At 57.7% G+C, this 24680-nt stretch carries 22 protein-coding genes and 2 tRNA genes; 13 read left to right on the forward strand and 11 right to left on the reverse strand.

Going from position 1 to position 24680, the window contains the following annotated elements; genetic code table 11:
- Nucleotides 1-11 precede the first annotated feature (11 nt).
- The 4 genes from HNQ72_RS00410 to HNQ72_RS00425 are packed head-to-tail and all read right to left on the reverse strand — an operon-like array spanning nt 12 to nt 3279.
- On the reverse strand, nt 12-569 hold the full coding sequence (locus HNQ72_RS00410; protein WP_183989084.1) for a GNAT family N-acetyltransferase: 558 nt from the start codon (nt 567-569) through the stop codon (nt 12-14).
- Nucleotides 570-584: 15 nt separating this feature from the next.
- Nucleotides 585-1460 (reverse strand): 3-mercaptopyruvate sulfurtransferase, encoded by an 876-nt coding sequence (gene sseA / locus HNQ72_RS00415; RefSeq protein WP_183989085.1) that lies wholly within the window; start codon nt 1458-1460, stop codon nt 585-587.
- A gap of 21 nt (nt 1461-1481) precedes the next feature.
- Nucleotides 1482-2219: an alanyl-tRNA editing protein gene (locus tag HNQ72_RS00420; RefSeq protein WP_183989086.1), complete on the reverse strand. Its 738-nt coding sequence runs from the start codon at nt 2217-2219 to the stop codon at nt 1482-1484.
- A 22-nt stretch (nt 2220-2241) separates the two neighbouring features.
- Nucleotides 2242-3279, reverse strand: coding sequence for a cysteine synthase A (locus HNQ72_RS00425; RefSeq protein ID WP_183989087.1), 1038 nt, complete (start codon nt 3277-3279; stop codon nt 2242-2244).
- Between the two features lie 235 nt (nt 3280-3514).
- Here HNQ72_RS00425 and HNQ72_RS00430 point away from each other — a divergent pair, with 235 nt between their 5' ends.
- On the forward strand, nt 3515-4159 hold the full coding sequence (locus tag HNQ72_RS00430; RefSeq protein WP_183989088.1) for a ChrR family anti-sigma-E factor: 645 nt from the start codon (nt 3515-3517) through the stop codon (nt 4157-4159).
- A gap of 88 nt (nt 4160-4247) precedes the next feature.
- Here HNQ72_RS00430 and HNQ72_RS00435 read toward each other — a convergent pair whose 3' ends face one another.
- Together HNQ72_RS00435 and HNQ72_RS30470 are read right to left on the reverse strand one after the other, a co-directional pair.
- On the reverse strand, nt 4248-4490 hold the full coding sequence (locus tag HNQ72_RS00435; protein ID WP_183822132.1) for a DUF982 domain-containing protein: 243 nt from the start codon (nt 4488-4490) through the stop codon (nt 4248-4250).
- A gap of 172 nt (nt 4491-4662) precedes the next feature.
- Nucleotides 4663-4986, reverse strand: a complete 324-nt coding sequence (locus HNQ72_RS30470; protein ID WP_194468885.1) for a hypothetical protein — start codon at nt 4984-4986, stop codon at nt 4663-4665.
- Between the two features lie 153 nt (nt 4987-5139).
- Between HNQ72_RS30470 and HNQ72_RS00440 the strand changes: the two genes are divergently transcribed.
- Nucleotides 5140-5214, forward strand: a tRNA-Asn gene (locus tag HNQ72_RS00440).
- Nucleotides 5215-5483: 269 nt separating this feature from the next.
- Nucleotides 5484-5657: a hypothetical protein gene (locus HNQ72_RS00445; protein ID WP_183822090.1), complete on the forward strand. Its 174-nt coding sequence runs from the start codon at nt 5484-5486 to the stop codon at nt 5655-5657.
- A 64-nt stretch (nt 5658-5721) separates the two neighbouring features.
- Here HNQ72_RS00445 and HNQ72_RS00450 read toward each other — a convergent pair whose 3' ends face one another.
- The 3 genes from HNQ72_RS00450 to HNQ72_RS00460 all read right to left on the reverse strand — a co-directional run bounded on the left by HNQ72_RS00450 (nt 5722) and on the right by HNQ72_RS00460 (nt 7667).
- Nucleotides 5722-6363, reverse strand: coding sequence for an exopolysaccharide biosynthesis protein (locus HNQ72_RS00450; protein ID WP_183989089.1), 642 nt, complete (start codon nt 6361-6363; stop codon nt 5722-5724).
- Nucleotides 6364-7123: 760 nt separating this feature from the next.
- Nucleotides 7124-7486 carry a DUF982 domain-containing protein gene (locus HNQ72_RS00455; RefSeq protein WP_183989090.1) on the reverse strand — a complete coding sequence of 121 codons (363 nt, stop codon included), beginning with the start codon at nt 7484-7486 and terminating at the stop codon, nt 7124-7126.
- A 107-nt stretch (nt 7487-7593) separates the two neighbouring features.
- Nucleotides 7594-7667, reverse strand: a tRNA-Cys gene (locus HNQ72_RS00460).
- 241 nt (nt 7668-7908) lie between these two features.
- On the opposite strand from HNQ72_RS00460, the gene HNQ72_RS00465 reads away from it, so the two are divergent.
- The 6 genes from HNQ72_RS00465 (at nt 7909) to exoR (ending at nt 15973) form a co-directional block, all read left to right on the forward strand.
- A complete protein-coding gene (locus HNQ72_RS00465) occupies nt 7909-8106 on the forward strand; it encodes a hypothetical protein (RefSeq protein ID WP_183989091.1) in 198 nt (65 codons plus the stop codon).
- Nucleotides 8107-8278: 172 nt separating this feature from the next.
- Complete coding sequence (locus HNQ72_RS00470; protein ID WP_183989092.1) at nt 8279-8932, forward strand: protein-L-isoaspartate O-methyltransferase family protein; 654 nt, start codon at nt 8279-8281, stop codon at nt 8930-8932.
- Nucleotides 8933-9152: 220 nt separating this feature from the next.
- Nucleotides 9153-10046, forward strand: coding sequence for a PopZ family protein (locus HNQ72_RS00475; RefSeq protein ID WP_183989093.1), 894 nt, complete (start codon nt 9153-9155; stop codon nt 10044-10046).
- 133 nt (nt 10047-10179) lie between these two features.
- Nucleotides 10180-13095, forward strand: a complete 2916-nt coding sequence (locus tag HNQ72_RS00480; protein WP_183989094.1) for a valine--tRNA ligase — start codon at nt 10180-10182, stop codon at nt 13093-13095.
- A gap of 351 nt (nt 13096-13446) precedes the next feature.
- Nucleotides 13447-14709 (forward strand): OmpP1/FadL family transporter, encoded by a 1263-nt coding sequence (locus HNQ72_RS00485; RefSeq protein WP_183989095.1) that lies wholly within the window; start codon nt 13447-13449, stop codon nt 14707-14709.
- Nucleotides 14710-15202: 493 nt separating this feature from the next.
- Nucleotides 15203-15973, forward strand: coding sequence for an exopolysaccharide production regulator ExoR (exoR, locus tag HNQ72_RS00490; protein WP_373289339.1), 771 nt, complete (start codon nt 15203-15205; stop codon nt 15971-15973).
- A 39-nt stretch (nt 15974-16012) separates the two neighbouring features.
- Here exoR and xth read toward each other — a convergent pair whose 3' ends face one another.
- Both xth and erpA read right to left on the reverse strand, forming a co-directional pair.
- Nucleotides 16013-16819: an exodeoxyribonuclease III gene (gene xth / locus HNQ72_RS00495; protein ID WP_183989097.1), complete on the reverse strand. Its 807-nt coding sequence runs from the start codon at nt 16817-16819 to the stop codon at nt 16013-16015.
- Nucleotides 16820-16914: 95 nt separating this feature from the next.
- On the reverse strand, nt 16915-17244 hold the full coding sequence (gene erpA, locus HNQ72_RS00500; RefSeq protein WP_183989098.1) for an iron-sulfur cluster insertion protein ErpA: 330 nt from the start codon (nt 17242-17244) through the stop codon (nt 16915-16917).
- A 169-nt stretch (nt 17245-17413) separates the two neighbouring features.
- Between erpA and HNQ72_RS00505 the strand changes: the two genes are divergently transcribed.
- The 4 genes from HNQ72_RS00505 (at nt 17414) to nagZ (ending at nt 24667) form a co-directional block, all read left to right on the forward strand.
- A complete protein-coding gene (locus HNQ72_RS00505) occupies nt 17414-18631 on the forward strand; it encodes a deoxyguanosinetriphosphate triphosphohydrolase (protein ID WP_183989099.1) in 1218 nt (405 codons plus the stop codon).
- 64 nt (nt 18632-18695) lie between these two features.
- Complete coding sequence (gene argS, locus HNQ72_RS00510) at nt 18696-20453, forward strand: arginine--tRNA ligase (protein ID WP_183989100.1); 1758 nt, start codon at nt 18696-18698, stop codon at nt 20451-20453.
- Nucleotides 20454-20518: 65 nt separating this feature from the next.
- The gene (locus HNQ72_RS00515) at nt 20519-23524 is read left to right on the forward strand and encodes an SPOR domain-containing protein (RefSeq protein WP_183989101.1); all 3006 of its coding nucleotides are present in this window, start codon (nt 20519-20521) and stop codon (nt 23522-23524) included.
- Nucleotides 23525-23650: 126 nt separating this feature from the next.
- Entirely contained in the window at nt 23651-24667 is a 1017-nt protein-coding gene (gene nagZ / locus HNQ72_RS00520) for a beta-N-acetylhexosaminidase (protein WP_183989102.1), read from the forward strand.
- The last annotated feature ends 13 nt before the right edge of the window (nt 24668-24680 follow it).

A 24680-nucleotide genomic window follows, 5' to 3' on the forward strand; every position in this document is an offset into this window, starting at 1 on the left:
AGCGTTGGACCTTATCCGTCCAGTGCCTTGAGAAGCTCCGTATCTGTCATCGGCAGGATCGTCTCTTCGCTGGTGCCGACCGGCGAAAAGCCCATCATCTGGTAAAGCTGGATTGCCCGCGGATGGTCGAGATTGTTGGTGGTGACGGTAACCTTGGAGGGATTGTCCTGCCAGGCAGCATAAAGCGCCTGCAGCAGAAACCACTTGCCGATACCAAGTCCCATCGCCCGTTCGAACAGGCCGAAATAGGAAAGCTCGATCACGTCGTCCGGCTGCTTGGCAAGCTCGAAAAAGCCGGAAGGCGCGCCATCGACATAAAGCACGCTGATGGACACCTGCTTGCTGTGGATGATCGCGGCCAGTTCCTCGTCGCTCAGTCTCAGGCGCTCATACCATTGCCAGCGTTTTCCCACCTGCCGGTAGAGATAGCGGTAGAAATGCAGTGGGATGTCCGGCGAGCGCATGATCGCCGTCTGCACATTGACCGGCACCGGCAGACTGCTGCGCGGTGCCGCCGTCATTTCGAGCCGCGTGACACGGACTTTCAGCGGGGAAGGTTTCTTGGCCATCAAAACTGTTCCGGCCTATCGCGCATCCGCCGGGCCGGTTACCACCGGTGCCTCGTCGCGAGCGCCCCATTCCGTCCAGGAGCCGTCATAAAGCGCGTTGTCTTCGTGCCCGAGCGATTCGAGCGCCAGCGTGATGATCGCGGCGGTTATGCCCGATCCGCAAGTGGTGACGACCGGCTGGCCGAAATCGATCCCCGCATCCTCGATCGCCTGACGCAGTTCCGGCAGGCTGCGCAGCTTGCCGTTGACGGAGAACGTGCCGGAAGGAAGGCTGCGGGCGCCCGGCATGTGGCCGGAGCGCAGGCCCGGACGCGTTTCAAGCTCGGTTGCGGCAAACCGTCCGGCGCTGCGCGCATCAGCGATCTGCCGCTTGCCGTCGACGACGATCGACAGCATTTCACGGAAATTGATAACCTTGTCGAGGCGCAAATCTGTTTTGAATGTGGTGGCAGAAGTAGAAGGGGTCTCCGTCTCCAGCGGCCGCCCCTCGGCCTTCCAGCCGTCCAGGCCACCGTCGAGCACGAAGACGTTTTCAGCGCCCATGATCCGGAACAGCCACCAGCCGCGCGGCGCGGAAAAAATACCCGGACCGTCATAAACGACGATCCGGTCCGTTTCTCTGATGCCCATCTTGCCGACAGCCTCGGCAAATACGTCCGGGGCCGGGACCATGTGCGGAAGGCCGGTCGAATGATCGGCGACCTTGTCGTGATCGAAACGGATGGCGCCGGGAATATGGCCGGCAAGATATTCGGCATCTGCGTTGCGGCCCTGTGCCGGCAGATAGAAGGAAGCATCGATGACCTTCAGGTCGCTTGCTCCCAGTTCGTTTGCCAGCCAATCCGACGAGACCACAAAACGGCTCGTCTTTCCCTCAATCGCTTCGCTCATGCCATCTCTCCCTTGGCCTTTTCAGGCCTGTATCTCGGGCTCGCCGAACCGGATCCGGAAGCGGCGGTTCTCCTTGCCCTTCTTTTCTATTCTGGCGATATGGATCGCCCCGACCTCGCTTGTTCTCGCGACATGTGTTCCGCCGCAAGGCTGGCTGTCAATGCTGGAATTCTCGCCGATACAGACCAGACTGACGCGCCCGAGGCCGACCGGCGGGCGGACATTTTTCGACTTCACGATGCCCGGATTGGCGGCCAGTTCCTCGTCGGTGATCCATTGCAGGTAGACGGGATGATCCGCGTTGACCAGAGCCATAAGTCTCGTCGTAACGTCGTCCTTGTCGATCGTATCGGCCATGTCGAAATCGACCCGCGACTCCTCCTCGCCGACGGCAGCTCCGGTGATCGGATACTGACAGACGACCGAAAGCAGGTGGCAGGCAGTGTGCATCCGCATCAGGTTGAAACGGCGCGGCCAGTCGATCGACAGCGTCACTGTTTCGCCGACCAATGGCTGGGCTTGGCCTTCGACAGGCACATGAATGACGATGTCCTTCGACGCGCCATGCCTGGTCTGGCCAAGCAGAATGCGACTTCCATCGGCCCGGTCGAGAAAACCGGTATCTCCTGGCTGGCCACCGGAGGTGGCGTAAAAGCAGGTTCGATCGAACTCGATCCCACCATCCTCATGCACGGATGTCACGACAGCCTCTGTCGTGGTCAGATAGAAGTCGTCGCGGTAAAGCAGTTGGGAAGACATGGGATGCTCGCGGGTATCGTAATCAGACCGTTTCGAAGGGCACGGATATCTGCCGCTTCTGCGTCAGCCATTTCGGCAGCGGCAGGCCCTTCGACTTCAGGAAGTCAGGGTTGAACAGCTTGGACTGATAACGGTTGCCATAGTCACACAGCACCGTGACGATCGTGTGTCCCGGCCCAAGATCCTTAGCAAGCCGGATCGCGCCAGCAATGTTGATGCCGGAGGAGCCGCCGAGGCAAAGGCCTTCTGTCTCGACCAGGTCGAATATGTAGGGCAGGGCTTCCGCGTCCGGGATGCGATATGAGAAGTCCGGGGTGAACCCTTCGAGATTGGCGGTGATCCGGCCCTGGCCGATACCCTCGGTGATCGAGTTGCCTTCCGATTTCAGTTCGCCATGGGCGTAATATTCATAGAGTGCCGCACCTTCGGGATCGGCAATGCCGATCTTGATGTTAGCATTTTTCGCCTTCAGGCCCATAGCCGTGCCGACCAGCGTGCCGCCGGAACCGACCGAGCAGATGAACCCGTCCACCTTGCCGCCTGTCTGTTCCCAGATTTCCGGTGCGGTGGTCTCGATATGAGCCTGGCGGTTGGCGACATTGTCGAACTGGTTTGCCCAGATCGCACCCGCCGGCTCCGTCCTGGCGAGCTGCTCTGCAAGCCGGCCCGAGACCTTCACGTAATTGTTGGGGTTGCGATAGGGAACCGCCGGAACCTCGACCAGTTCCGCGCCGAGCAGCCGCAGGGCATCCTTCTTCTCCTGGCTCTGGGTCTCTGGAATGACGATCACCGTCCGATATCCGAGCGCCTTGGCAACCAGCGTCAGGCCAATCCCGGTATTGCCGGCCGTGCCCTCGACGATCACACCGCCTGGTTTTAGCAAGCCCCTGCGTTCGGCATCGCGGATGATGAACAGGGCAGCCCTGTCCTTCACCGATTGGCCGGGATTGAGAAATTCGGCCTTGCCGAGGATTTCGCAGCCGGTCTTTTCCGACGCATCCTTCAATCGGATGAGCGGTGTGTTGCCGATGATGTCGATGACGTTGGGATAGGAAACCATGACGAAGCGCCTTTTTTGGCTGATTTAATCAGCGTCTTTTCCATGGACAAGCGTTTGGGTGCAAGAAAATCCGTTCTCGACCTCTCGGTTGATAGGAAAAGCTCTGCTGCCTCGCGACAGGTTACGCAAAACCGCGTCGGAAAGCATGCACGCGATTTTGTGATCCGATTAGACGAACCCCTAAAATCTACCATCTTTACGTTGTGCCGATAGGCCTCTAAATTTGACAACAGACATGTTGCTGAACCTGGAACGGCTAGATCTGCTTGTTGCTCACTACGTCGCCGGTTGCCTGCCGGAGCCGGCGCATATCCTCGTGGGCTCTCATCTGGAGATGCAGCCGTCATCGGGACGGTTGGCAGGCGAACTGGAAATTCTTGCCGGACAAAGCCTGGAAGATGCCGAGCCGAGCGGGTTGTCGTCATCCGAAAGCCGGTTGAAAGCGATCCTGCAATCGAGGCCGGAAATCGACGTGCCGCCTGCAATCGCAAGGCAAGGCGATTCGCTCCCGCATTATCTGCGTTCCTACGCTGGAAGAAATCTCGACGATGTTCCGTGGAAGACCAAGCTTCCGGGCCTCAAGCAACATGTGATCGAGAAGTCGTCGGGGATGGAGGCAAGTCTTTTATGGGCAAGGCCCGGCCGCGCATTGCCGCATCATCACCATAAAGGACTCGAGCTGACACTTGTCTTGCAGGGGCAGTTTTACGATCATCGAGGTGCGTTTTCGCAGGGTGATGTTTCCGTTGCCGACGAGACCATCATTCATCGACCCGTCGCGGCGTCCGATAGTCCTTGCCTGTGCTTTTCGGTTCTGCTGGCGCCCATCACCTTGAGCGGGCCGACCTTCAGGATGCTGGGCGATATCTTGGGTATGTAATGCTAAGCTGATGCATGGCCGCAGCCAAAAAATGCGGCCACCCGACGGGTGACCGCAATCTGACCTCGTAAAAGTCAGTAAGGCAATCTCAATTGACGTGAAGCTGTGCCTCGCTCACCGCGTTTTCGAACTCCTGCCGGGCCTCCTCGGGCGTGCGACGCCCATCGAGAGCTGCGCGGCAGCAACTTCTTGCCTTGACGAAATGTGGCCCTCGCAGATCCGGCCAGCGATCGGTCAGCACCATCAAAGCCTCCGAAGGGCTGCTGATCATCTCTGTCCCATGATTTCCGAATGCGACTTGAACCGGCTTTTGCCAATTTTCATGCGGCATGAACGATCCTCCCAGTGCTCAGCCCTGAACAATAGTGAACCTACACCCAGCGCCCTGTTGCGGCTACGATTTTTTTCCCGTTTAGGCTGCGCTCGTTAGGCCAAGTTGCCGCATAAGCCCGCATGCTTGGAAAACACCTGCTCCACTAGCCGCATTGGTGAATTTGCAGCGGTCATGGATTATCCGGCCGATGCGTGCTCTGCTTCATATCGGCGTCGGCTTTTGAGCCTCGTTTGCGCCGCGACCACCAGATCACCAGCCGGCGGCGCCTGCGCCGAATAAACGCGATGTCGTTCGACAGAACAATGAAGCCGAGTGGCAGCATCCAAAAACCGAGTACCGGGAGAAATCCGAGCGTCCCTCCCACCATCAGGGCAGAGCCTAGGCCAATGCGTCCGACGCGTGATCTCGGCATAGGAATACGCCAAGTGCCGAGCGCCAGTTTGCCGCTGCGAGGATCTATGCCGAAATGCCGTTTATGCGGTGTCGATGCCATCCAGTCGAAAAACCCTTTGATTTCATGAGATATCTGCCTGTGAGATGGGGACAGGTTGGGGATTAAACAAGGAATTTCATTTTTTTGTAAAAAAGCGCTTGGCAAATCGGAAAAGCATGCGTATTACCCGCCGCACACGCCGCGACGCGGTGTTCCCTGGTAGCTCAGCGGTAGAGCATTCGACTGTTAATCGACAGGTCGCCGGTTCGAATCCGGCCCGGGGAGCCAGATTCAAAGAAGCCCTGTTATCGTGGATATCCATGAAAACAGGGCTTTTTTATTTCATATCCTTTTCCATTATATTTCTGTGACGTTGCCGTGCATGGCTATTGATCCTTTATTGCACGCCATCAGCTCCGAAGCTCTGTCTTGAAAACCACGGCGGGCTCTCTCAGCCTTTTTCAGACGCACAGCGACCCAGCATTCAGCATGGCCTGTTCTGTTGTTGACTTTTCTCGAAAATAATAGAACATAAAGTGAACATTGTGGAGGTGCAGATGAAACGTGCCGAAGATGTCGCTGAACGTGCGCTTGCCATGGTCGCTGCCTCTCGTGCTTTGCGGGAGCGACATGATAAGCAGCGCAAGGAAGTTTACGAGCGGGTACAGATAGCCTCGCTACGCAAGCCGAAAATTCCCAAGGGGATACAGTTGAGATTAGACCTGCAATAGGTTCCGGCCCGGCTGGGGCATGCTGTGCCGGAATTCTCCTCCGCTCAACGAAGGGGCTGATTGGTCAGCTGAAAAAGGTAGCGAGGCCTTGGCCGGCACTGAAGGCTGCGTAGGCAAGAATGCCGAAATAGACGATCGTAATCACGTTGAACAAATGGCCTACGAGTACGATCGCGCCGTCTCGCTGGAGTATTCCTGCAGAAAGCAGGAGTATGGCTATGCCGGGAAGTGTATTCGAGAATGGTATAAGGCCTAACGGAAACATTAGAAGTACGCCAGCGAGAGTGATGGCAAGTCCGTTCAGTCGGTTTACGGTGGTTCCAGTCGTTAGCGTCCGCATGCGCGGCTTGAGGAAGCGGTCGAGGCGCGACACGATGTTTGCGCCTTTATCCAGCGCAGGAAGAAGTTTTTGCGTATCCAGTTCGCGATCCAAAATCCTTGCCGGAAGCCAGGGCATCCGGTTCAGTGTGATGGAAATGCTAATCAAAATGATGGCTGCGCCAAATACTGTGCTGACGCCGGGAATGGAGACCGGAATAAGAAAGGGTAGGGCGGCGACGGCGCAGACGAGCAGTAGCCCCTGTTCTCCAATCCGCTCCATCAGGTCCCGCAACGATACAGTCGGTCCCTGAATGCCTTTGATAAGACCTCGGAGAGTTTCGCTGAGGGAGGTGCTGGTATCCTGAAAGTCGAATTTTGCCTGCAAAATAGTACTCCATTGCCGCCGCAGAGGTGGCAATGGATATCAGGAACAGCCAGTCAAGCAAACCCGAAGCTCCTACTCTCGCGCGAAATGGAGAGTGAAGCGCGGCATATATCTGTGATTTTGCTACTTGTGATGGGTCTCCAGCCAGTGGTCATAGATGCCGCAAACGACAACCACCGCTAATACGCCCAACACGATGGGATTGATGGATGTGAAAAATTCGACGTAATGCATGCCAGCCTCCTCCTGCTGCATATCCGATACCCGACGCCTTCCCCGCCCGGTACAAATCCATTTTATCACCAACGTCGTCCCGACGCAAAAATATGTTACCCGGCAAAAAGACGCAGTATGCGGATCCTGCCGAATTTATAGGTGAGGACGATGGCGTCGCTCGCCAAATGAGCGGCGCACCAAGGCGCTCCGGCTCCATGCCGTTGTTTGCTGTTGTATGGCTTGCCCCGCGATAAACGAGTAACCGGCGTATGTTCTCAGTCGCTGGAGGTCGGGCAGGGGGGGGCTAGAAGAGCGCAAGCACCATGTGGAGTACATAGAGGATGCTGGAGAGCGATATGATAGTCGCGAGCGCCGCGAAGGCGTCTGAAAAAGTCAGTTTCATGTCGATCATCGCCGTCATGGCGATCCTTCTAAAAAGGTTACGGCAACATCGCCGCTAACGACATGATTAGGGGCGCGCTTTAAAAAATGGACTAACGGGGAGTGTAAATATTCGATTAAGGCCGGCGCGCTTGTTGATCGTTCATCCAAGCATCTTTGCTTCAATGCTGGCGAGAATGAAGGTTTCCCTGACCTCGTCGAGCGGAACCCGTCGCTGCAGGCATGCGGCGCATTCATTCACCGCTTTTGCGTGATAGTCACCGTAGCGAACCGGCCAGCGCCAATTCAGGTGTTCGAGTGCTTCACATGGTCCCCTGATGATTTCGGTGAAGCCGTAGCCTACCCTTACCCTGACTGGTTCTGACCAGAGAATCGTATCTTGGATGTGCCCGTTGTTCATGTTCTGCACTTTCATTTGCGGCGCAGAAAACGGGCTGCGTTCGGTTCGGTTCCCAAATTCTTGCAGAATTGTGTGCCGAATTCGCCAGAAAGAAGAGGCGATCAAGATCTCAAGTTACGGCGTGGAGGCCGATTGGACATGTGTCGCAGATGACTGAAACCGATGACGAGGCTTTTGCCTGTGAGGCGTGTCTAGTTCAATATCGGGGAAATTGGAGGCCTCGCCCGGAATTGAACCGGGGTACGAGGATTTGCAGTCCTCTGCGTCACCACTCCGCCACGAGGCCATCCATGCAGTAGTTTGCGGTGTGTGTCGGGGCGTTTAGAACGAATCGAAACGCTGCGCAAGCGCCTTGTCGGCCAATGCGCATATTTTTCTTGTCGCATCTTATGTCGCAGAAATTTCATGCAACCACCCAAGTCCCGCCACGGATCATGGTTAATTTTTAACTTCTTTACGCGAGCTTGGAACCGAAGGCGCGTCATGCGCTTTTATGGCCGTACTTGCAGTGAATGGAGGATTTGTCTGTGCTCACCAAATTCGTCAACGCGTTCCGCCCGTCCGTCGCCGATGTTGAGGGAACAGGAACTTATCCTGATGGTCTTTTTGCCGCCGCGCTTGCAAACCAGCTTAGATTTGACAGTGCTAGTGGTTTGCGAACCTCCTACGAGAAAGATTATCTGGCTGCGAAAAAGTTGAATGAGCCGCTGAGGCCACATTCATGACGCCTGTTTGAGGTGGGCGCGGAGCCTATCCGCCCGATTCTCTCTTATCCGGCGTTTGCGGCTCCGGTAACGGCACTGGCTGAAGGTTTTTTAGTGAGCCGCCATGCGCCGTCTTGAATCCATTGGCCTGCGCCAGTAATACGGTCGGCAGACAGTATACGAGGCGCAGGACATGATTGATTTCGAGGCCGCCCGGATAAAGATGGTTGAACATCAGATCCGGACCACTGACGTAACGTCGCACTCCGTTCTGCGTGCGTTTCTATCCGTGCCGCGTGAGGCTTTTGTTTCCGAGAAGGCGAAGCCGCTGGCATATCTCGATGCGGATATCGAGCTGTCGCCTGGCCGTTACCTGATGGAAGCTTCCCCCTTGGCTAAGCTGCTTCAGGCAGCCGAGATTACGAAGAACGATCGCGTTCTCGACGTCGGTGCAGGCACCGGTTACGTGGCGGCGCTGCTCTCGCATTTGGCCGGTTCCGTCACTGCGCTCGAAAGCGATGGTGCATTGTGCGAGCTTGCAGCGGCCAATTTGAACGCGCTGGGCTGTCCCAACGTCACCGTGGTGACGGGCGATTTGACCAACGGATACGCGGCTGCCGCGCCATATGATCTCATTTTCGTCAACGGCTCGGTGGAAGAGGTGCCTGCCGCGCTTTTGGAGCAGTTGGCGGAAGGTGGACGCCTCGTTGCTGTGATCGGTTACGGTAACGCTGCGCAGGCAAAGATCCTGCTCAAGGAACATGGTTCGATTTCTGAAAGCTCGCGCTTCAATCTTTCCGTCAAGCCGCTGCCGGGCTTCGCCAAGGTCAAGGAATTCGTTTTTTGACATCGGTGTGACTGGCCGTAACACGAGGGGCGTCTGACGCCCCTTTTTTGGTTTTAGCCAAGATCGGCTGTTGCAAAGAGGACTCTATGTCTGTGCAAAAGCTGTGTATCGCTGCCTTTGCTTATCTCCGTCACATTGTGTCTTGTCCGCAAGCCCTTACACTAGCCAAGAGTTTACCACCGTCGAGAAGACGGTAGCACTCGGCAACTGCGAGGATGAAATGGCTCAGCCAAATGTAGCGCGTGAACCTTCCATGGAGGAGATATTGGCTTCGATCCGCCGGATCATCGAAAGCAATGATCCCGGTTCAGACGCGGCTGGCCTGCATGAGGCTTCGTCTACCTTTGAAGACGATGAAATTGAGGATTTTGACGATTCCTCCGCTTTTGTTCCCGACGTGGTGGCCAACGATGTCGGTTTGCCGCGGCAGCCGGAGTTTTCGGTGCAGCAGGAGGCGTTTGCGGCTCCGGCAGCGGCAGAACGCTCGCTGTCGCTTGCTGATGTTGCCGCCCGGGTTCGCGCAGCCTCCGCACGCCACCAGGATATCCCGATGTCCCGCTCCGGCAACGTGTCCGAAGTCGGCATCCCGTTGATGCGCGATACTGCACCGGTCGCTATCGAAGCTCCGTCGCAGACCGTATTCAGCGAACCTTCAGCGCCGGTGATCCCCTTGCCATTGCCTGAGCTGCGTCCGTCTTTCGACGATAGCGCGATAAAGTCGCCGGTCGCTCCTGCGAGTGTCGAGGCCGTACAGCTTGCAGAAGAGAAGTCGGGCCAGCTTCCCGCAATTTCCGCGCCTGAGGCTATCAAGTCCGATCATATAAAGCCGGAACCTTTTGTGCCCACAGAGGTAAGGCCGCAAGTAGTACAGTCGGGAGCCTCGATTGCCACTATCGCCGGTCTTCTCTCTGAAACTGCCGGTGCCCAGGTGGCGAAGTCCTTTGGCGAACTCGCCGAGGTATTTGATGGCCTGGAGCGGCGCTCTGTCGAGGATATGGCGCAGGAAATGTTGCGGCCGATGCTGCAGGAATGGCTCGATGACAACCTGCCAACGCTCGTCGAGCGGCTTGTTCGCGAAGAAATCGAGCGTGTCGCCCGCGGCCCGCGCAGATAAACGCGCCGTCAAATCGCCGCTTATGCCATTGAATATGGCCGCCCCGGAAACGGGGCGGCTTTTTTATTGACTTGTCACCCCCCACATCTTTAACAACCAACCATCTCATTCATAAATAAAAACGGGTCAGGAAATGCTCGAAAAGACCTACGATTCCGCCACCGTCGAACCGAAGATCGCAAAAGCCTGGGACGATGCGGATGCTTTCCGCGCTGGCGCCAATGCCAAGCCGGGTGCGGACACCTTCACGATCGTGATCCCGCCGCCGAACGTTACCGGTTCGCTGCATATGGGCCACGCGCTCAACAACACCCTGCAGGACATCATGGTCCGCTTCGAGCGCATGCGCGGCAAGGACGTGTTGTGGCAGCCGGGCATGGACCATGCCGGTATCGCAACGCAGATGGTCGTCGAGCGCCAGTTGATGGAGCGCCAGCTTCCCGGTCGTCGCGACATGGGCCGCGAAGCCTTTGTCAACCGCGTCTGGGACTGGAAGGCCGAATCTGGCGGGCTGATCTTCAACCAGCTCAAGCGCCTCGGCGCATCCTGCGATTGGTCGCGCGAACGCTTCACCATGGATGAAGGTCTTTCCAAGGCCGTGCTCGAAGTCTTCGTCACGCTCTACAAGGAAGGCCTGATCTATCGCGGCAAGCGATTGGTCAACTGGGACCCGAAATTCGAAACGGCGATTTCTGATCTCGAAGTCGAGAGCAAGGAAGTCGACGGCCACATGTGGCACTTCAAGTACCCGTTGGCCGGCGGCGAAACCTATACCTATGTCGAGAAGGATGCCGACGGTAACGTCATCCTGTCGGAAGAACGCGACTACATCTCGATCGCCACGACCCGCCCGGAAACCATGCTGGGTGATGGTGCGGTTGCCGTTCATCCATCGGACGAGCGTTACGCGCCGATCGTCGGCAAGCTCTGTGAAATCCCGGTCGGCCCGAAGGAGCATCGCCGCCTGATCCCGATCATCGCTGACGAATATCCGGAGCCGGATTTCGGCTCGGGTGCCGTCAAGATCACCGGCGCGCATGACTTCAACGACTACCAGGTCGCCAAGCGCAACAGGATCCCGCTCTATCGCCTGATGGATACGGTCGCTTCCATGCGCGAAGACGGCGATTCTTACGCCGAATGTGCAGCAAGGGCGCTTGCCATCACCAAGTCCGGCGAACTGCCGAGCGAGAGCGACGTCGACGAGATCAACCTCGTTCCGGAAGAGTATCGCGGCCTCGACCGCATGGTCGCGCGTGCAAAGATTATCGAGGCGATCAATGCCGAAGGTCTTGCCGTCACGATCACGGATGCCGAAGGCAATGACATTCCCTATGTCGAGAAGAAGAAGATCATGCAGCCCTTCGGCGACCGCTCCGGCGTCGTCATCGAGCCGATGCTGACCGACCAGTGGTTCGCCGATGCCAAAACGCTGGCCGAGCCGGCGATTGCATCCGTTCGTGAAGGCCGCACCAACTTCGTTCCGAAGAACTGGGACAAGACCTATTTCGACTGGATGGAAAACATCGAGCCATGGTGCATTTCGCGCCAGCTCTGGTGGGGTCACCAGATCCCGGCATGGTATGGCCCGGATGGTCAATGCTTTGTCGAAAAGACAGAGGAAGAAGCCCTCGATGCCGCCGTCCAGCATTATCTGGCGCATGAAGGTCCGTGGAAGGCTTGGGTTCAGGAAAAGCTCGAAAACTTCGCTCCGGGCGACATTCTGACCCGTGACGAAGACGTGCTCGACACCTGGTTCTCGTCTGCTCTCTGGCCGTTCTCGACGCTCGGCTGGCCGGACAAGACGCCGGAACTTGCACGCTATTATCCGACTAACGTTCTCGTCACCGGTTTCGACATCATCTTCTTCTGGGTTGCCCGCATGATGATGATGGGCCTTCATTTCATGAAGGACGAGGACGGTAATCCGGTCGAGCCGTTCAACACCGTTTATGTCCACGCCCTGGTACGTGACAAGAACGGTCAGAAGATGTCGAAGTCCAAGGGCAACGTCATCGATCCTCTCGAACTGATCGACGAATACGGTGCTGATGCGCTGCGCTTCACGCTGGCGGTCATGGCGGCGCAGGGCAGGGATGTGAAGCTCGATCCGGCCCGCATTGCCGGCTATCGCAATTTCGGCACCAAGCTGTGGAATGCTACGCGTTTCGGCGAGATGAACGGCGTTACCCGCAACGCCGACTTCAGGCCGGAAGATGCAAAGTTGACGGTCAATCGCTGGATCCTCACCGAACTGTCGAAGACGGTCGAGGAAGTCACGACGGCAATCGAGACCTATCGCTTTAATGAAGCGGCTGGCGGTCTTTATCGTTTCGTCTGGAATCAGGTCTGCGACTGGTATGTCGAACTCCTGAAGCCGGTCTTCATGGGTGAGGACGAGCAGGCAAAGGCGGAAGCCCAGGCTTGCATGGCCTACGTCATGGAAAAGACCTACGCGCTTCTGCACCCGTTCATGCCGTTCATGACCGAGGAACTCTGGGCGCACACGGCCGAGCGTGATGGTCTTCTGGCTCACGGCGACTGGCCAGCTGCTGATTTCAGTGATGAAGAAGCCGCCAGCGAGATCAACTGGCTGGTCGATCTCGTCTCCGGTCTGCGTTCGGCGCGTTCGGAAATGAACGTGCCGCCGTCGGCGACCGCACCGCTGATCGTCGTCGGCGCAAATGAGGTAACCGCCTTCCGCATGCGTTGCCATGAGGCTGCGATCAAGCGCCTGGCTCGCGTCGAAAGCATCGAACCGGCCGATAGTGCACCCAAGGGCGCCGCACAGATCGTCGTCGGCGAGGCGACAGTCTGCCTGCCGCTCGGCAACCTGATTGATCTGGCCGCAGAAAAGGCCCGTATCGAAAAGGCGGTTGGCAAGACGGAACAAGAGATGGAGCGCTTGAACAAGAAGCTCTCCAACGAGAAGTTCATCGCCAATGCAGATCCGGAAGTAGTCGCTGCCGATCGCGAACGTTATGCCGAACTCGAAGTTCAGCTTGCCAATCTCAAGATCGCGCTGACGCGGATCGCCGAAGCCGGCTGATTTAGAGACGACTCAGCAATGTCAAATGCCGCATCCAGCGATGGGTGCGGCATTTTCGTATGCGCTTAGATGCCCAATTGATTTATTGTGCAGATGCGTAACCGGAGAAAAACACTCTGTTGCGCGAAGGTCACAGACGCATATTACCACAAGATAAAATTCCAAGATCGACTGAGATTCGTCAATTTTGCGGTAATTTCATCTCCTGTCGGCCGATTCTCTCCCCGTTGCTGGATAGCTTACGTAAATTTTGAGCGATTGTGCATTGCAATTGTCCCGACACCCGAAAGTTGTTGTTTAGGATCAACGATCTACAGTTATGCCGGTAACTTACCGGGAGTGGGAGAAAACATGGTAAGACACTTTATTTCTGGCGGAGTTCTGGCTGCGGCGGCGGTCGGAATGCTGCAATCGCCGGCGCTCGCTGGGGGGCTTGAGCGCGGCGGTTACAATATCGATCTCTTGTTCGATACGTCGCGTTTCACGGCGGAGGCGACATCTACATTCGTCATGCCGGATCGCAAGCTGAAGAATGTGAGGGATATAGATCCCAGTCCTTTCAATCCTGGCGGCACTCCGCCTACGGGTGGTGGTGGTAACCTGACCGGCCTTCCGACATCGGCAAATGGCAGCGAGGACTACTGGTCGCCCCGTATTGGCGTGAAGGCCGGAATTGGTGACGCTGTAGACTGCATGTTCGATTATTCCGAACCGTGGGGTGCGCACAAGAATCCAGGCCGTAACTGGGCTGGTGCCAACGAGGACATCGAAACAGAGGTGAAGAGCCGCAACTATGCGACCACCTGTTCCTACCGTTTTGATGTGGGACCGGGGCAGCTTCGTCTCATCGGCGGTGGCTTCTACCAAGAGGTATATGGCTTCCAGGAACGTCTGGTTCAGGCGTTTCCTGCCGGATTTCCACTCTCCGGCGTCGGCCGTCTCGACTTGGAAGGCGACGGCTGGGGTTGGCGGGCAGGTGTTGCCTACGAAATTCCAGAATACGCATTCCGGGCGAGCCTGGTGTATAACAGCGAAGTCAAGCTGAACGACATTACTGGCACACTGGATCTTTCTCAGGTTTCGGGAACGCCGAAATTTGACGTTTATGGCTCTCAAGCCATGCCGGATGTTCTCGAGTTGAAAGTGCAATCCGGTATCGCGCCTGACTGGTTGGCCTTTGGCTCAGTGAAGTGGGTTGACTGGAGTCAGCTGCAGAAGGTTCCCTTCTTCTGCTCCTCGGGCGTCGCAGGCGTATGTGCTTCCGGCACTCAGATTACGACCCTTGATCTCGGTTACCGTGACGGCTGGACTGTCATGGGCGGTATCGGCCACAAGTTCAATGAACAGTGGAGCGGTGCGGTCAGCCTGACCTGGGATCGCGGAACGTCGCAAGGCTTTGGATCGCAGACCGATACCTGGGCACTCGGCGTCCTGGGCAGCTATTCGCCCACGAAGAATGTCGAATTCCGTCTTGCAGGCGTTCTCGGCCTGATGACGGGCGGATCTTCCCGGACCGTTACGCTGGACGGAGTGCAATACGGGCAGCGCGCCAACTACGACTTCGACGATGATATCGTCGCAGCGATCTCGACGGGTGTGAAGGTTCGCTTCTGATCTCTGTTTTCAATACAGACAAAAGCCCGGTTTCGATCGGGCTTTTTCTTATCCTGTTATTTGATCGCCAGCTAAAATTCTGTGACGATTTGGCAACACTTTTTTGTGACGATGCAGCCGCGCTTGAAGGCTAGGACTTTTGTCCATTTCCCGCCACAAACGAGGCGCAGCGGTATGTAAGTAGAGAGCACGAACTGCGGGGGCGGAACGTGCATGTTGGAGTATCATGGGCGGGTTTTCTGAAGATAAACGGAGCTTTGCTGGCTTGGGCAAGCGGATTGCGAATTCGTTTTCCGTTGCCGCCGCGATCTTGTTTAGGGGTCCAAGTCTTGCCGGAAATGGAACTTACAGTTTCTCTCGCCCATCGGGAGGCAGAATGTCGGGATCGTCTTGTCCTGATCTTCTGTCCGCACGGCCAATAATGCACGCGTCGGCCCCCAGCCGCGCGCGGGTCGAAAGAAACTGAACCATGCGGAAGTCTGGCACTGGATCCATGAGAGTATTGCTTCTTGGAATATCGCTGGCGGCATTCTGTGCCGGGAACGCTCTTGCCTTCGACATTAAGGCAGGTGTGTCGAAGGAATCCGGTCCTTTCGATCTCTTCAAGTTCGGTTTCAAGGCCTATAAAAACGGCCAGAAGGAAGATGCGGTCGAAGCCTATCGTTATGCTGCCGAAAAAGGTCATACGGGTTCGCGCTGGGCGCTTGCCAACATGTATGCCTATGGCGACGGCGTGGCCAAGGACGACTATGCCGCATTCAAGATCTACAACGAGATAGCAGCCCAAGGTGTCGAACCCGGATCGGAAGACACCGGCTTCTTTGTGAACGCACTTCTGTCGCTTGCAAGTTATTACAGCCACGGCATTCCGGGCAGCCCGGTGAAGCCTGATCTCTATCAGGCCCGCCAGCTCTATTTCCAAGTTGCCTCGACCTTTGGCGTGGCCGAAGCTCAGTACCAGCTTGCCCGCATGATGCTCTCTGGTGAGGGCGGTGGCTCCAATATCCAGCAGGCCAAGAAGTGGCTCAATCAGGCCCGCAAGACCGGCCATGCTGGCGCCATGGCAGTTTTCGGCAATATCCTTTTTCAGGAAGGACAGTCGGTTCGTGGGCTGGCGTTTATGACGGCCGCTTTGGACCGCTGTATCGCCAAGGATTGCGGCTGGATGGAGCAGCTTCAGGAACAGGCATTTTCCATGGCTGATGAACGTGATCGGCGGGGAGCCGTTGCGCTGTCACATCAGCTGGCTGATAACGACGACTGATCCGAACGGTGCTTCTAAAGGGCGTTCGGGGACCAGCAGTCACGCTGCAAAATCGAATATGCCGACCACCGGAACGTGATCCGACGGCTTTTCCCATGCCCGCACATGCTTTTCGATCGATGTTGCCGTGAGCCGGTCTGCGGCCTCCGGCGACAGGAGCAGGTGATCGATGCGGATGCCGTTATTCTTCGGCCATGCGCCTGCCTGATAATCCCAGAAGGAATAGAGTTTCGTTGCATCGGTCGTGGCGCGCACGGCGTCGATCAGGCCGAGATTTTCGAGCCTGCGGAAAGCCTCCCGCGTCTGCGGCAGAAACAGTGCGTCTGTCGCCCACACGGCCGGATCGAAGCAGTCGTGCGGCTCCGGGATCACGTTATAGTCGCCGGCAAGGATAAGCGGCTCCTCCAGTGCAAGGCAGGCTTCCGCGTGGCGGCGAAGCCGTTCCATCCAGGCAAGCTTGTAGGGGTATTTGACCGGATCGTCGGCCGGATTGCCGTTGGGCAGATAGATAGAGGCAACCCGGATCACGCCCGTCGGAACCGAGAACACGCATTCGATATAACGGGATTGCTCGTCGACGGTGCCGTCCGGCGCTTCGCCGCCCGGCAGGCCGCGCATCACTTCATCGGGTTTGATTTTTGACAGGATCGCGACGCCGTTGAACCCCTTCTGGCCGTGCGTTTCCACATGATAACCAAGCGACTCGATCTCAATCCGCGGAAAGCCCTCGTCGATCGATTTGATTTCCTGAAGGCAGACGATGTCAGGCGCCGAATCGGCAAGCCACTGGCGCAGGCTGTCGATCCGCGCCTTGACGCCGTTGATATTCCAGGTCGCGATCTTCATGCGTCATCCACTTCATGTTCCCTGTCGTCTCTTTTAGACGATCGGTCGCAGGAAGGAAGCCGTGTCCGAGCGTAATCCCGCTCGGAAGACGTGGATCAGATGGAGAAGCTTGTGCCGCAGCCGCAGCTGGCGACCGCGTTCGGGTTCTTGATCTGGAAGGATTGGCCGAGCAGGTTATCGACGAAATCGATCTCGGATCCGGCCATGTAGATCAGCGACATGCTGTCGATCAGAACCTTTGCCTCGCCGTTTTCGATGACGATGTCGTCTGCTTCTTCAGTGTCGGCCAGATCGAACTTGTAGGAAAAGCCGGAACAGCCACCGCCTTCGACGGAGACGCGCAGCGCCTTCTTGCCGGCATCGGCCGCAACGATCTGGGTGATCCGCTTTGCCGCGGCATCGGAGAGGGTTACATTCTCGGTCATTTCGTGTCTCCTGCCGGGGTTAAGGCCCGGTGAGTTTCAGGGCATGCCTGTTTAACTCGAAGATAATTGTCACCTGCTTTGCGCACGGCCTTACTATAGGTATGAAGACGTGAACGGCACGTCAATGGGCCGGGCGGAACGGAATTGCAATGGAAATGCAGGTGAAGGCATGACGATCGATACCAGAGCGCTCGGTTTCGGCAGCGGAGAGCGGGCAGTTTATGCGTCGGACCCGTGGAACTCCAGGGGCCGCATGTTTCCCGAAGACGGCAGCATGACGCGTTCCGAGTTCCAGCGCGATCGCGACCGTATCGTCCACACGACTGCCTTTCGCCGCCTGAAGCACAAGACCCAGGTCTTCATCAGCCCCGATGGCGATCATTACCGCACCCGTCTGACCCACACGATCGAAGTCGCCCAGATCGCTCGCGCCTTGGCGCGTGCGCTGAAGCTGGACGAGGATCTCGCCGAAGGCGTGGCGCTTGTCCACGATTTCGGTCACACGCCCTTTGGACATACCGGCGAGGACGCCCTCGATGAGGTGATGAAGCCCTTTGGCGGCTTCGATCACAACGCCCAATCGCTCCGGGTCGTCACCAAGCTGGAGCGCCGTTACGCGGAATTCGATGGCATCAACCTGACCTGGGAAAGCCTTGAAGGTCTCGTCAAGCACAATGGCCCGCTGATGACGCCGGCCGGCGAGGGGCTGCACGGGCCGGTGCCGCAGCCGATCCGCGATTACTGCGAGCTTCACGATCTCGAACTGGCAAGCTTCGCCAGCCTCGAAGCGCAGGTTGCGGCGATTTCCGATGATATCGCCTATAACACTCATGACATCGACGACGGCCTGCGCTCCGGCCTGTTGACCTTCGAGATGCTGGAAGATGTGCCGTTTCTTGCAGAGTTGATGCGCCAGGTGCGGGAAAAATATCCGGATCTCGAACCAAGCCGCTTCGCCTATGAGGTGACCCGCCGCCAGATCACCCGCATGGTCGAGGATGTTATCGGTGTGGCGCAGGACAATCTGGCCGATATCCGCCCGCAAAGCGCGGCCGACGTGCGAGGCGCGGGCAAGGTGATCGCGACCTTTTCGCCCGAAATGGCTGAGACCGACCGAATGATCAAGAAGCTGCTGTTTGCCCGGATCTATCGCCATCCGGAAATCATGCGCATTCGCGCAGGTGCCTCGAAGATCGTCACCGACCTGTTCGAGGCTTACATGAACGACCCGACGCTGATGCGCAGCCACTACTGGGTCAATCATATTTCCGGGCTGAAGCAGGCGGCCAAGGCGCGCCATGTTGCCGATTATCTGGCCGGAATGACCGACACCTACGCCATCCGCGTGCATGGAGAGCTGTTTGACCAGTCTCCCGATTTGCGCTAGGCCGACCTCCAAACACCACCGGCTATTCCGATAGCCCGCTTCGCATTACGCGTGGATACAAGACATGAACCTTTTTGCTGACTTCGATAAAAGAATTAAGAACGCGCTCGAAACAATTGATATTATCAAGGAAAAGCGCAGCGAAGTCGATTTCGGACGACTGACCGTCGAGCCGCCACGCGACCAGAGCCACGGCGATGTGGCAACCAATGCAGCCATGGTCCTGGCAAAGCCGCTCGGCACCAATCCGCGCGCGCTTGCCGACCTGATTTCGGCAGCACTGCGCAATGACCCCGATGTCAGCGAAGTTTCCGTGGCCGGACCCGGTTTTATCAACATCCGTCTTTCGACCGTCTACTGGCAGCGCATTCTGAGCTCGATGATCGAGGCCGGTACCGATTATGGCCGCTCGGCCGTCGGTGCGGGCAAGAAGACCAATGTCGAATATGTCTCGGCGAACCCGACTGGACCGATGCATGTCGGCCACTGCCGCGGCGCTGTCGTCGGCGACGCTCTGGCCAACCTTCTATCCTTTGCCGGCTATGATGTCGTGAAGGAATATTACATCAACGATGCTGGCGGGCAGATCGAGGTGCTCGCTCGCTCCGTCTTCCTGCGTTACCGCGAGGCGCTGGGTGAGGATATCGGCGAAATCCCCGCCGGCCTTTATCCGGGCGATTATCTCGTTCCGGTCGGCAAGGAGCTTGCGGAAGAGTTCGGCCCGCGGCTGCATAACATGCCGGAAGAAGAGTGGCTCCCGCTCGTCAAGGATCGTGCCGTTGCCGCGATGATGGTGATGATCCGCGAGGATCTTGAAGCCCTCAACGTTCACCACGACGTGTTCTTCTCCGAGCGTACGCTGCATGCGGAAGGCGCCAAGCTGATCCGCGCTGCGATCAATGATCTGACCTTCAAGGGCCATGTCTACAAGGGCAAGCTGCCGCCGCCGAAGGGGCAGCTGCCGGAAGATTGGGAAGATCGCGACCAGACGCTGTTCCGCTCGACGGAAGTCGGTGACGATATCGATCGTCCTCTGATCAAGTCCGATGGCAGCTACACCTATTTCGCCGCCGACGTCGCCTACTTCAAGGAGAAGTACGACCGCGGCTTTGACGAGATGATCTATGTACTCGGCGCTGATCACGGCGGCTACGTCAAGCGGCTCGAGGCTGTTGCCCGCGCAGTGTCAGATGGCAAGGCGAAGTTGACCGTGCTTCTGTGCCAGCTGGTCAAGCTTTATCGCGATGGCGAGCCGGTGAAGATGTCGAAGCGCTCCGGCGATTTCGTCACATTGCGCGAAGTCGTCGATGAGGTCGGCCGTGATTCGGTCCGCTTCATGATGCTTTACCGTAAGAATTCCGAGCCTCTGGACTTCGATTTCGCAAAAGTTACTGAGCAATCGAAGGATAACCCGGTCTTTTACGTCCAGTATGCACATGCGCGCTGCATGTCTGTATTCCGGCAGGCTAAGGATGCGTTTCCGGATCTTGATATCGATTCGCTCGATCTCGCCTCGACGGTCGGTGAAATAACGGATCCGAACGAGTTGCAGCTAGTTGGCAAGCTCGCCGAATACCCGCGAATCGTCGAAAGCGCAGCGCTTTCGCAGGAGCCGCATCGCATAGCGTTTTACCTCTATGATCTGGCCAGCTTCTTCCATGCGCATTGGAATAAAGGTAAGGAACAACCTGAATTACGTTTTGTTAACGATAAAAACCGAGAATTGAGCATCGCCAGACTTGGGCTGGTGCGTGCAGTCGCTTCCGTATTGAGGTCTGGCCTCACAATTACGGGTACGGCTGCGCCGGAGGAGATGCGCTAAAAACGCCCTCATTTGCCCATATTGCTCTGGCAGAAGCGTAGTAATATAGGTGAGTGGACGACATCATGGCGGATAATAACCTTGCGCGTAGCCGGAATGATGTGCCGGAATTTTTTGCTGATGGTGATCCGTTAGCTGAACTGGCGCGGATCGTCGGTTATGAGGATCGGGTTGTTGCAAACCCGGCTCCTCCTGTTGCCGAGCCCGTAGCGGCAAGGCGAACCGATCCGGTCTTCAACCTTGAAGATGAGCTTCTCCGCGAGTTCGAGCGTTACGATGCGCCTCGGCTCGATCCTGTCGATGATCTGGTCGTTACAGAGCCTCCGATCGCTGCGATGGATGATGTTTCCGTCGAGCCTGCGTTCGAAGGCGACCGGTTTGTTTTCGCCCTCGATCAGGCAGCAGGCGAAGATCGGGCACAGGCTGAAGGCGATCCGCTGGAGCAGTGGGCATCAGACGACGTTTCGCATGGGGCCGTAGCTTCGAACGTTGAGGCTGCAGATTACGAAGCAGACTTGATCGATGGCGGCGATCGCGAGGTTGCCAATCAGTCTTACGTCGAAAGCCTTTCGGAACCTCTCCACGCAGAACTCGAAGAGGCCGGCTCGTGGCGTGCGCCGAGTGAGCCTGTCGATGCAGTTCCTGCGTATCAAGCCACTTCTTCGGTAGATCAGGATCTGTCCTTCGACGAATTCGATCTGGCCGCAGAATTGGAAACGTCCTTCGTTTCGACGCCGGTTGTCGCCCCCGTTGTTGAGGCGCAGCCTCAATCTGTGGAATCTCAGTCGCCGCCGATGGATGCGAAACGTAAAGGGGCAGGGTATACCCCAAGCTTCCGCATGCCTCTTGCCAACTTCCAGTCAGGCGCCGGCGTGGCCTCCCACCAGCGGACAGAGGCCAAGGTCGAGCCGCAGGCTGCTCCGGTAAAGATTGAGCCGATTTCTTTCGATGCATGGAATGTGGCTGCGCCGGTGTCGGCTGCGGTTTCTGCCCCTGTCGTCTCGGCTTTGCCAATCCCCTCGATGGATATTCCCCTTGCAGGCCCGGCTGAGCCGATTGCTGCCAAGGTTGTTGTCCCGGTCGGGGAGGTCGAGCCGGATCTGCCGAGAGATCAGTTCTCTGATCTGGATGCCCTTCTTTCAGGCGTCGATAATTATTCCGTCTCCTCGCGCACTGTTGCTCCGGTCGTTGAGACCGTGCAGTTTGCTGTAGACAGCGAACTCCCGTCGCCGGTTCCCGCGCAGCCGCAGGTATACGAAGCTCCCACAGCACCATCTGTTCCAGCCGAATCGGTCGATGAAGCCTCCGATCCATTCGCCGACCTGGATTTCGAATTGGCGCTCGACGCTCTGGAACTCGACCTGACGGATATGGTGGTCGAGGAGAATAGCAAGGTTGTTGCTCCCGTCGTTGCCGCTGTTGACCCCAATGTCTCCGCTCCTGCAGCGGTTGCTCCTGTAACGCAGCCTGCTTCGGCCCCAGTCGCCTCTACGGCTGTTGCAGCGCCTGTCTATGCTGCTGCACCTGCACCTGTATATTCTGCTTCACCGGCATTCGATCTCGAGCCTGAGGACGATGTCCCGTTCGATCCGGCTCTTCTTTCCGAACCTGACGAACAGCCGGAAGCGATTGCAGAACTCGATGTGCCGGCCCTTCCTGTAGAGGAGAAGGAAGAGCAGCCTGTTTATCGGAACGATTTCGATCTCGATATCGACGCTGAACTCGCCTCTCTTCTGGAGGCGCCTGAGACTACCGCATCGCTCCAGCGCGGAAGTGCCCAGCCGCAGCTCGCGGCCGTGGCCGCTGCACCGGCTGGTCAGAAATCCGTTTACGCGGATCTGGATGATTTCGAGCGGGCTCTCGAAGAGGATTTCCGCCGCAGTCTTGCAACCCCGCTTACCGCCAACGAAGGTTATGCTCAGGCCGAAGACTATGAGCAGAATGTCGATGACGTCGAACAGCGTGGATCTTCGCGACGCTGGATTGCCCCTCTCGTTGCCGTTGGTGTTGTCGCCGTTTGCGGCGCGGGTGCCTTTGCATGGTTTGGAAACTCCACGTCCGGTCTTGGCGGAAATGGTGAGCCGATGGTGATCGCTGCCGACAGCGAGCCGGTCAAGATTGCGCCGGCGAACCCGGGCGGCAAGACCGTGCCCAACCAGGACAAGGCCGTTTACGACCGCGTTGCCGGTGCAGGATCGGAAACTCCCAAGCAGCAGCAGCTTATTTCTAGCAGTGAAGAGCCGGTTGACGTCGTCCAGAAAACTCTGATGCCGGATACTCTTCCGCTTGAAGGGGAAAACGACGTGCAGATGACCGACGTCGCAGAGACCGAGGATCCGCGCCTTCTGCCGCAGGATCAGCAGCAGGTCGGTGAACAGCAGGCCGTCACGGTTATGCCGCGCAAGGTCAAGACAATGATCGTTCGCGCCGACGGCAAGCTGGTCGAGCAGGAAGTAGAACCTGCCGCTGCGGCAAAAATCGCTGCGGCTCCGGTTCGGGCTGATGCTCCGGCACAGCAAACGGCTGCAGCCTTCCCGACTGCCGCCCCGGCTCCTGCCGCACCTTCGACAGGTGTCGTTCCGGTCTCGGCCCCAGCCGATACTGTGTCGACAATGCCAGTTGCCGCCCAGGCTCCGGCATCGATTGAGCAACTGGCGGATACCGCACCGGCTCCCGCCGTTCGGGCTCCCGTTCCGGCCACCCGTCCTTCGGCTCAGCCGGCCAATGTCGTCGCCAGTGTCAGTGATCAGGGCAATGTTCGCACCGCAGCACCTGCCACCGCCGCCGCTCCGGCTGCGCAGAATACGCAGGTGGCTTCGCTTGGCGAAGGTGGATACGTGATCCAGATTGCTTCGCTGCCGTCCCAGGCCGATGCGCAGAAGTCTTACCAGAGCCTTTCGAATAAGTTCGGCAGTGTGATTGGTGGACGCGGCGTTGATATCAAGGCAGCAGAAATTGCTGGCAAGGGGACTTTCTACCGCGTCCGTATCCCGGCCGGCAGCAAGGAGCAGGCGGTCGCGCTCTGCGAAAAATATCGCTCGGCTGGCGGCAGCTGCCTTGTGGCGCGATAAGTCCTGATTCAGCCTGAACAGACGGGGCGCGTGGCGCCCCGTTTTTCGTTAGGGCAATTCCAGCAAAAGTGGAAAGCCGGTTTTGCTTACGGAAATGCTCCAGATCATCACAGCAGGTAGTTTGATATGAGTGTTTCGAAATCCATGATTCTCGGCGCCAGCGGCGCAACTTTGACTGCCGACGAAATCTCGCTCTATCGTGATGAGCGGCCCTGGGGGTTCATTCTCTTCGCCCGCAACTGCATCGAACTTCCCCAGATTGCCGATCTCGTCGCCGCCATGCGTGACGCAGTCGGCCGGCCGAATGCGCCGGTTCTGATCGATCAGGAGGGAGGTCGCGTACAGCGCATCCGCCCGCCCATGATCGAGCGTTATCCTTCGGCCACCGCCCTGGGCGAAATCTATCGGCAAGACAGAGAAAAGGGCTTGCGCGCAGCCTGGCTGATGTCGCGCCTGCATGCCTTCGATCTCATGAAGCTCGGCGTGACTGTCGATTGCCTCCCTGTCCTCGATGTTCCTGTCGAGGGGGCGAGCAATGTCATCGGTGATCGCGCCTACGGGTTCGATCCGCAAACGGTAGCATCAATGGGGAGGGCAGCAGCCGAAGGGCTGAAGGCGGGTGGCATGCTGCCGATCATGAAGCATATGCCGGGCCATGGTCGAGGCATGGCCGATTCGCATCATGAACTGCCGGTCGTCACCGCCTCGCGCGCCGAACTCGAGGGGCATGACTTCGTACCCTTCGTCGCGATGAAGGACGAGTTGATGGCAATGAGCGCACATATCGTCTTCACCGCCTATGACGATCGCGACCCGGCAACGATTTCGCCGGTGGTGATCGAAGAGGTCATTCGCGGTCATATCGGCTTTGACGGCCTGCTGGTCTCGGACGACACATCGATGAATGCCCTTAAGGGCACAATCGGCGAACGCGCCGCACGAATCATGGGGGGAGGTTGCGATATTGTCTTGCATTGCAACGGCCTCATGGACGAAATGAAAGCGGTGGTGAAGGAAGTTGTGCCTTTGTCGGGTAAGGCTTTGCAGCGCGCCGAGGCCGTCGAACTCGGCTTCGCAGCTCCCGATGCGTCCGACGAGCAGGCGCTGCGCGCAGAGTTTCACGAAATGATGGCGGTCGCCTGACGAGGTAGGACTG

This window comes from Aliirhizobium wenxiniae (assembly GCF_014201355.1).
GTDB lineage: Bacteria > Pseudomonadota > Alphaproteobacteria > Rhizobiales > Rhizobiaceae > Neorhizobium > Neorhizobium wenxiniae.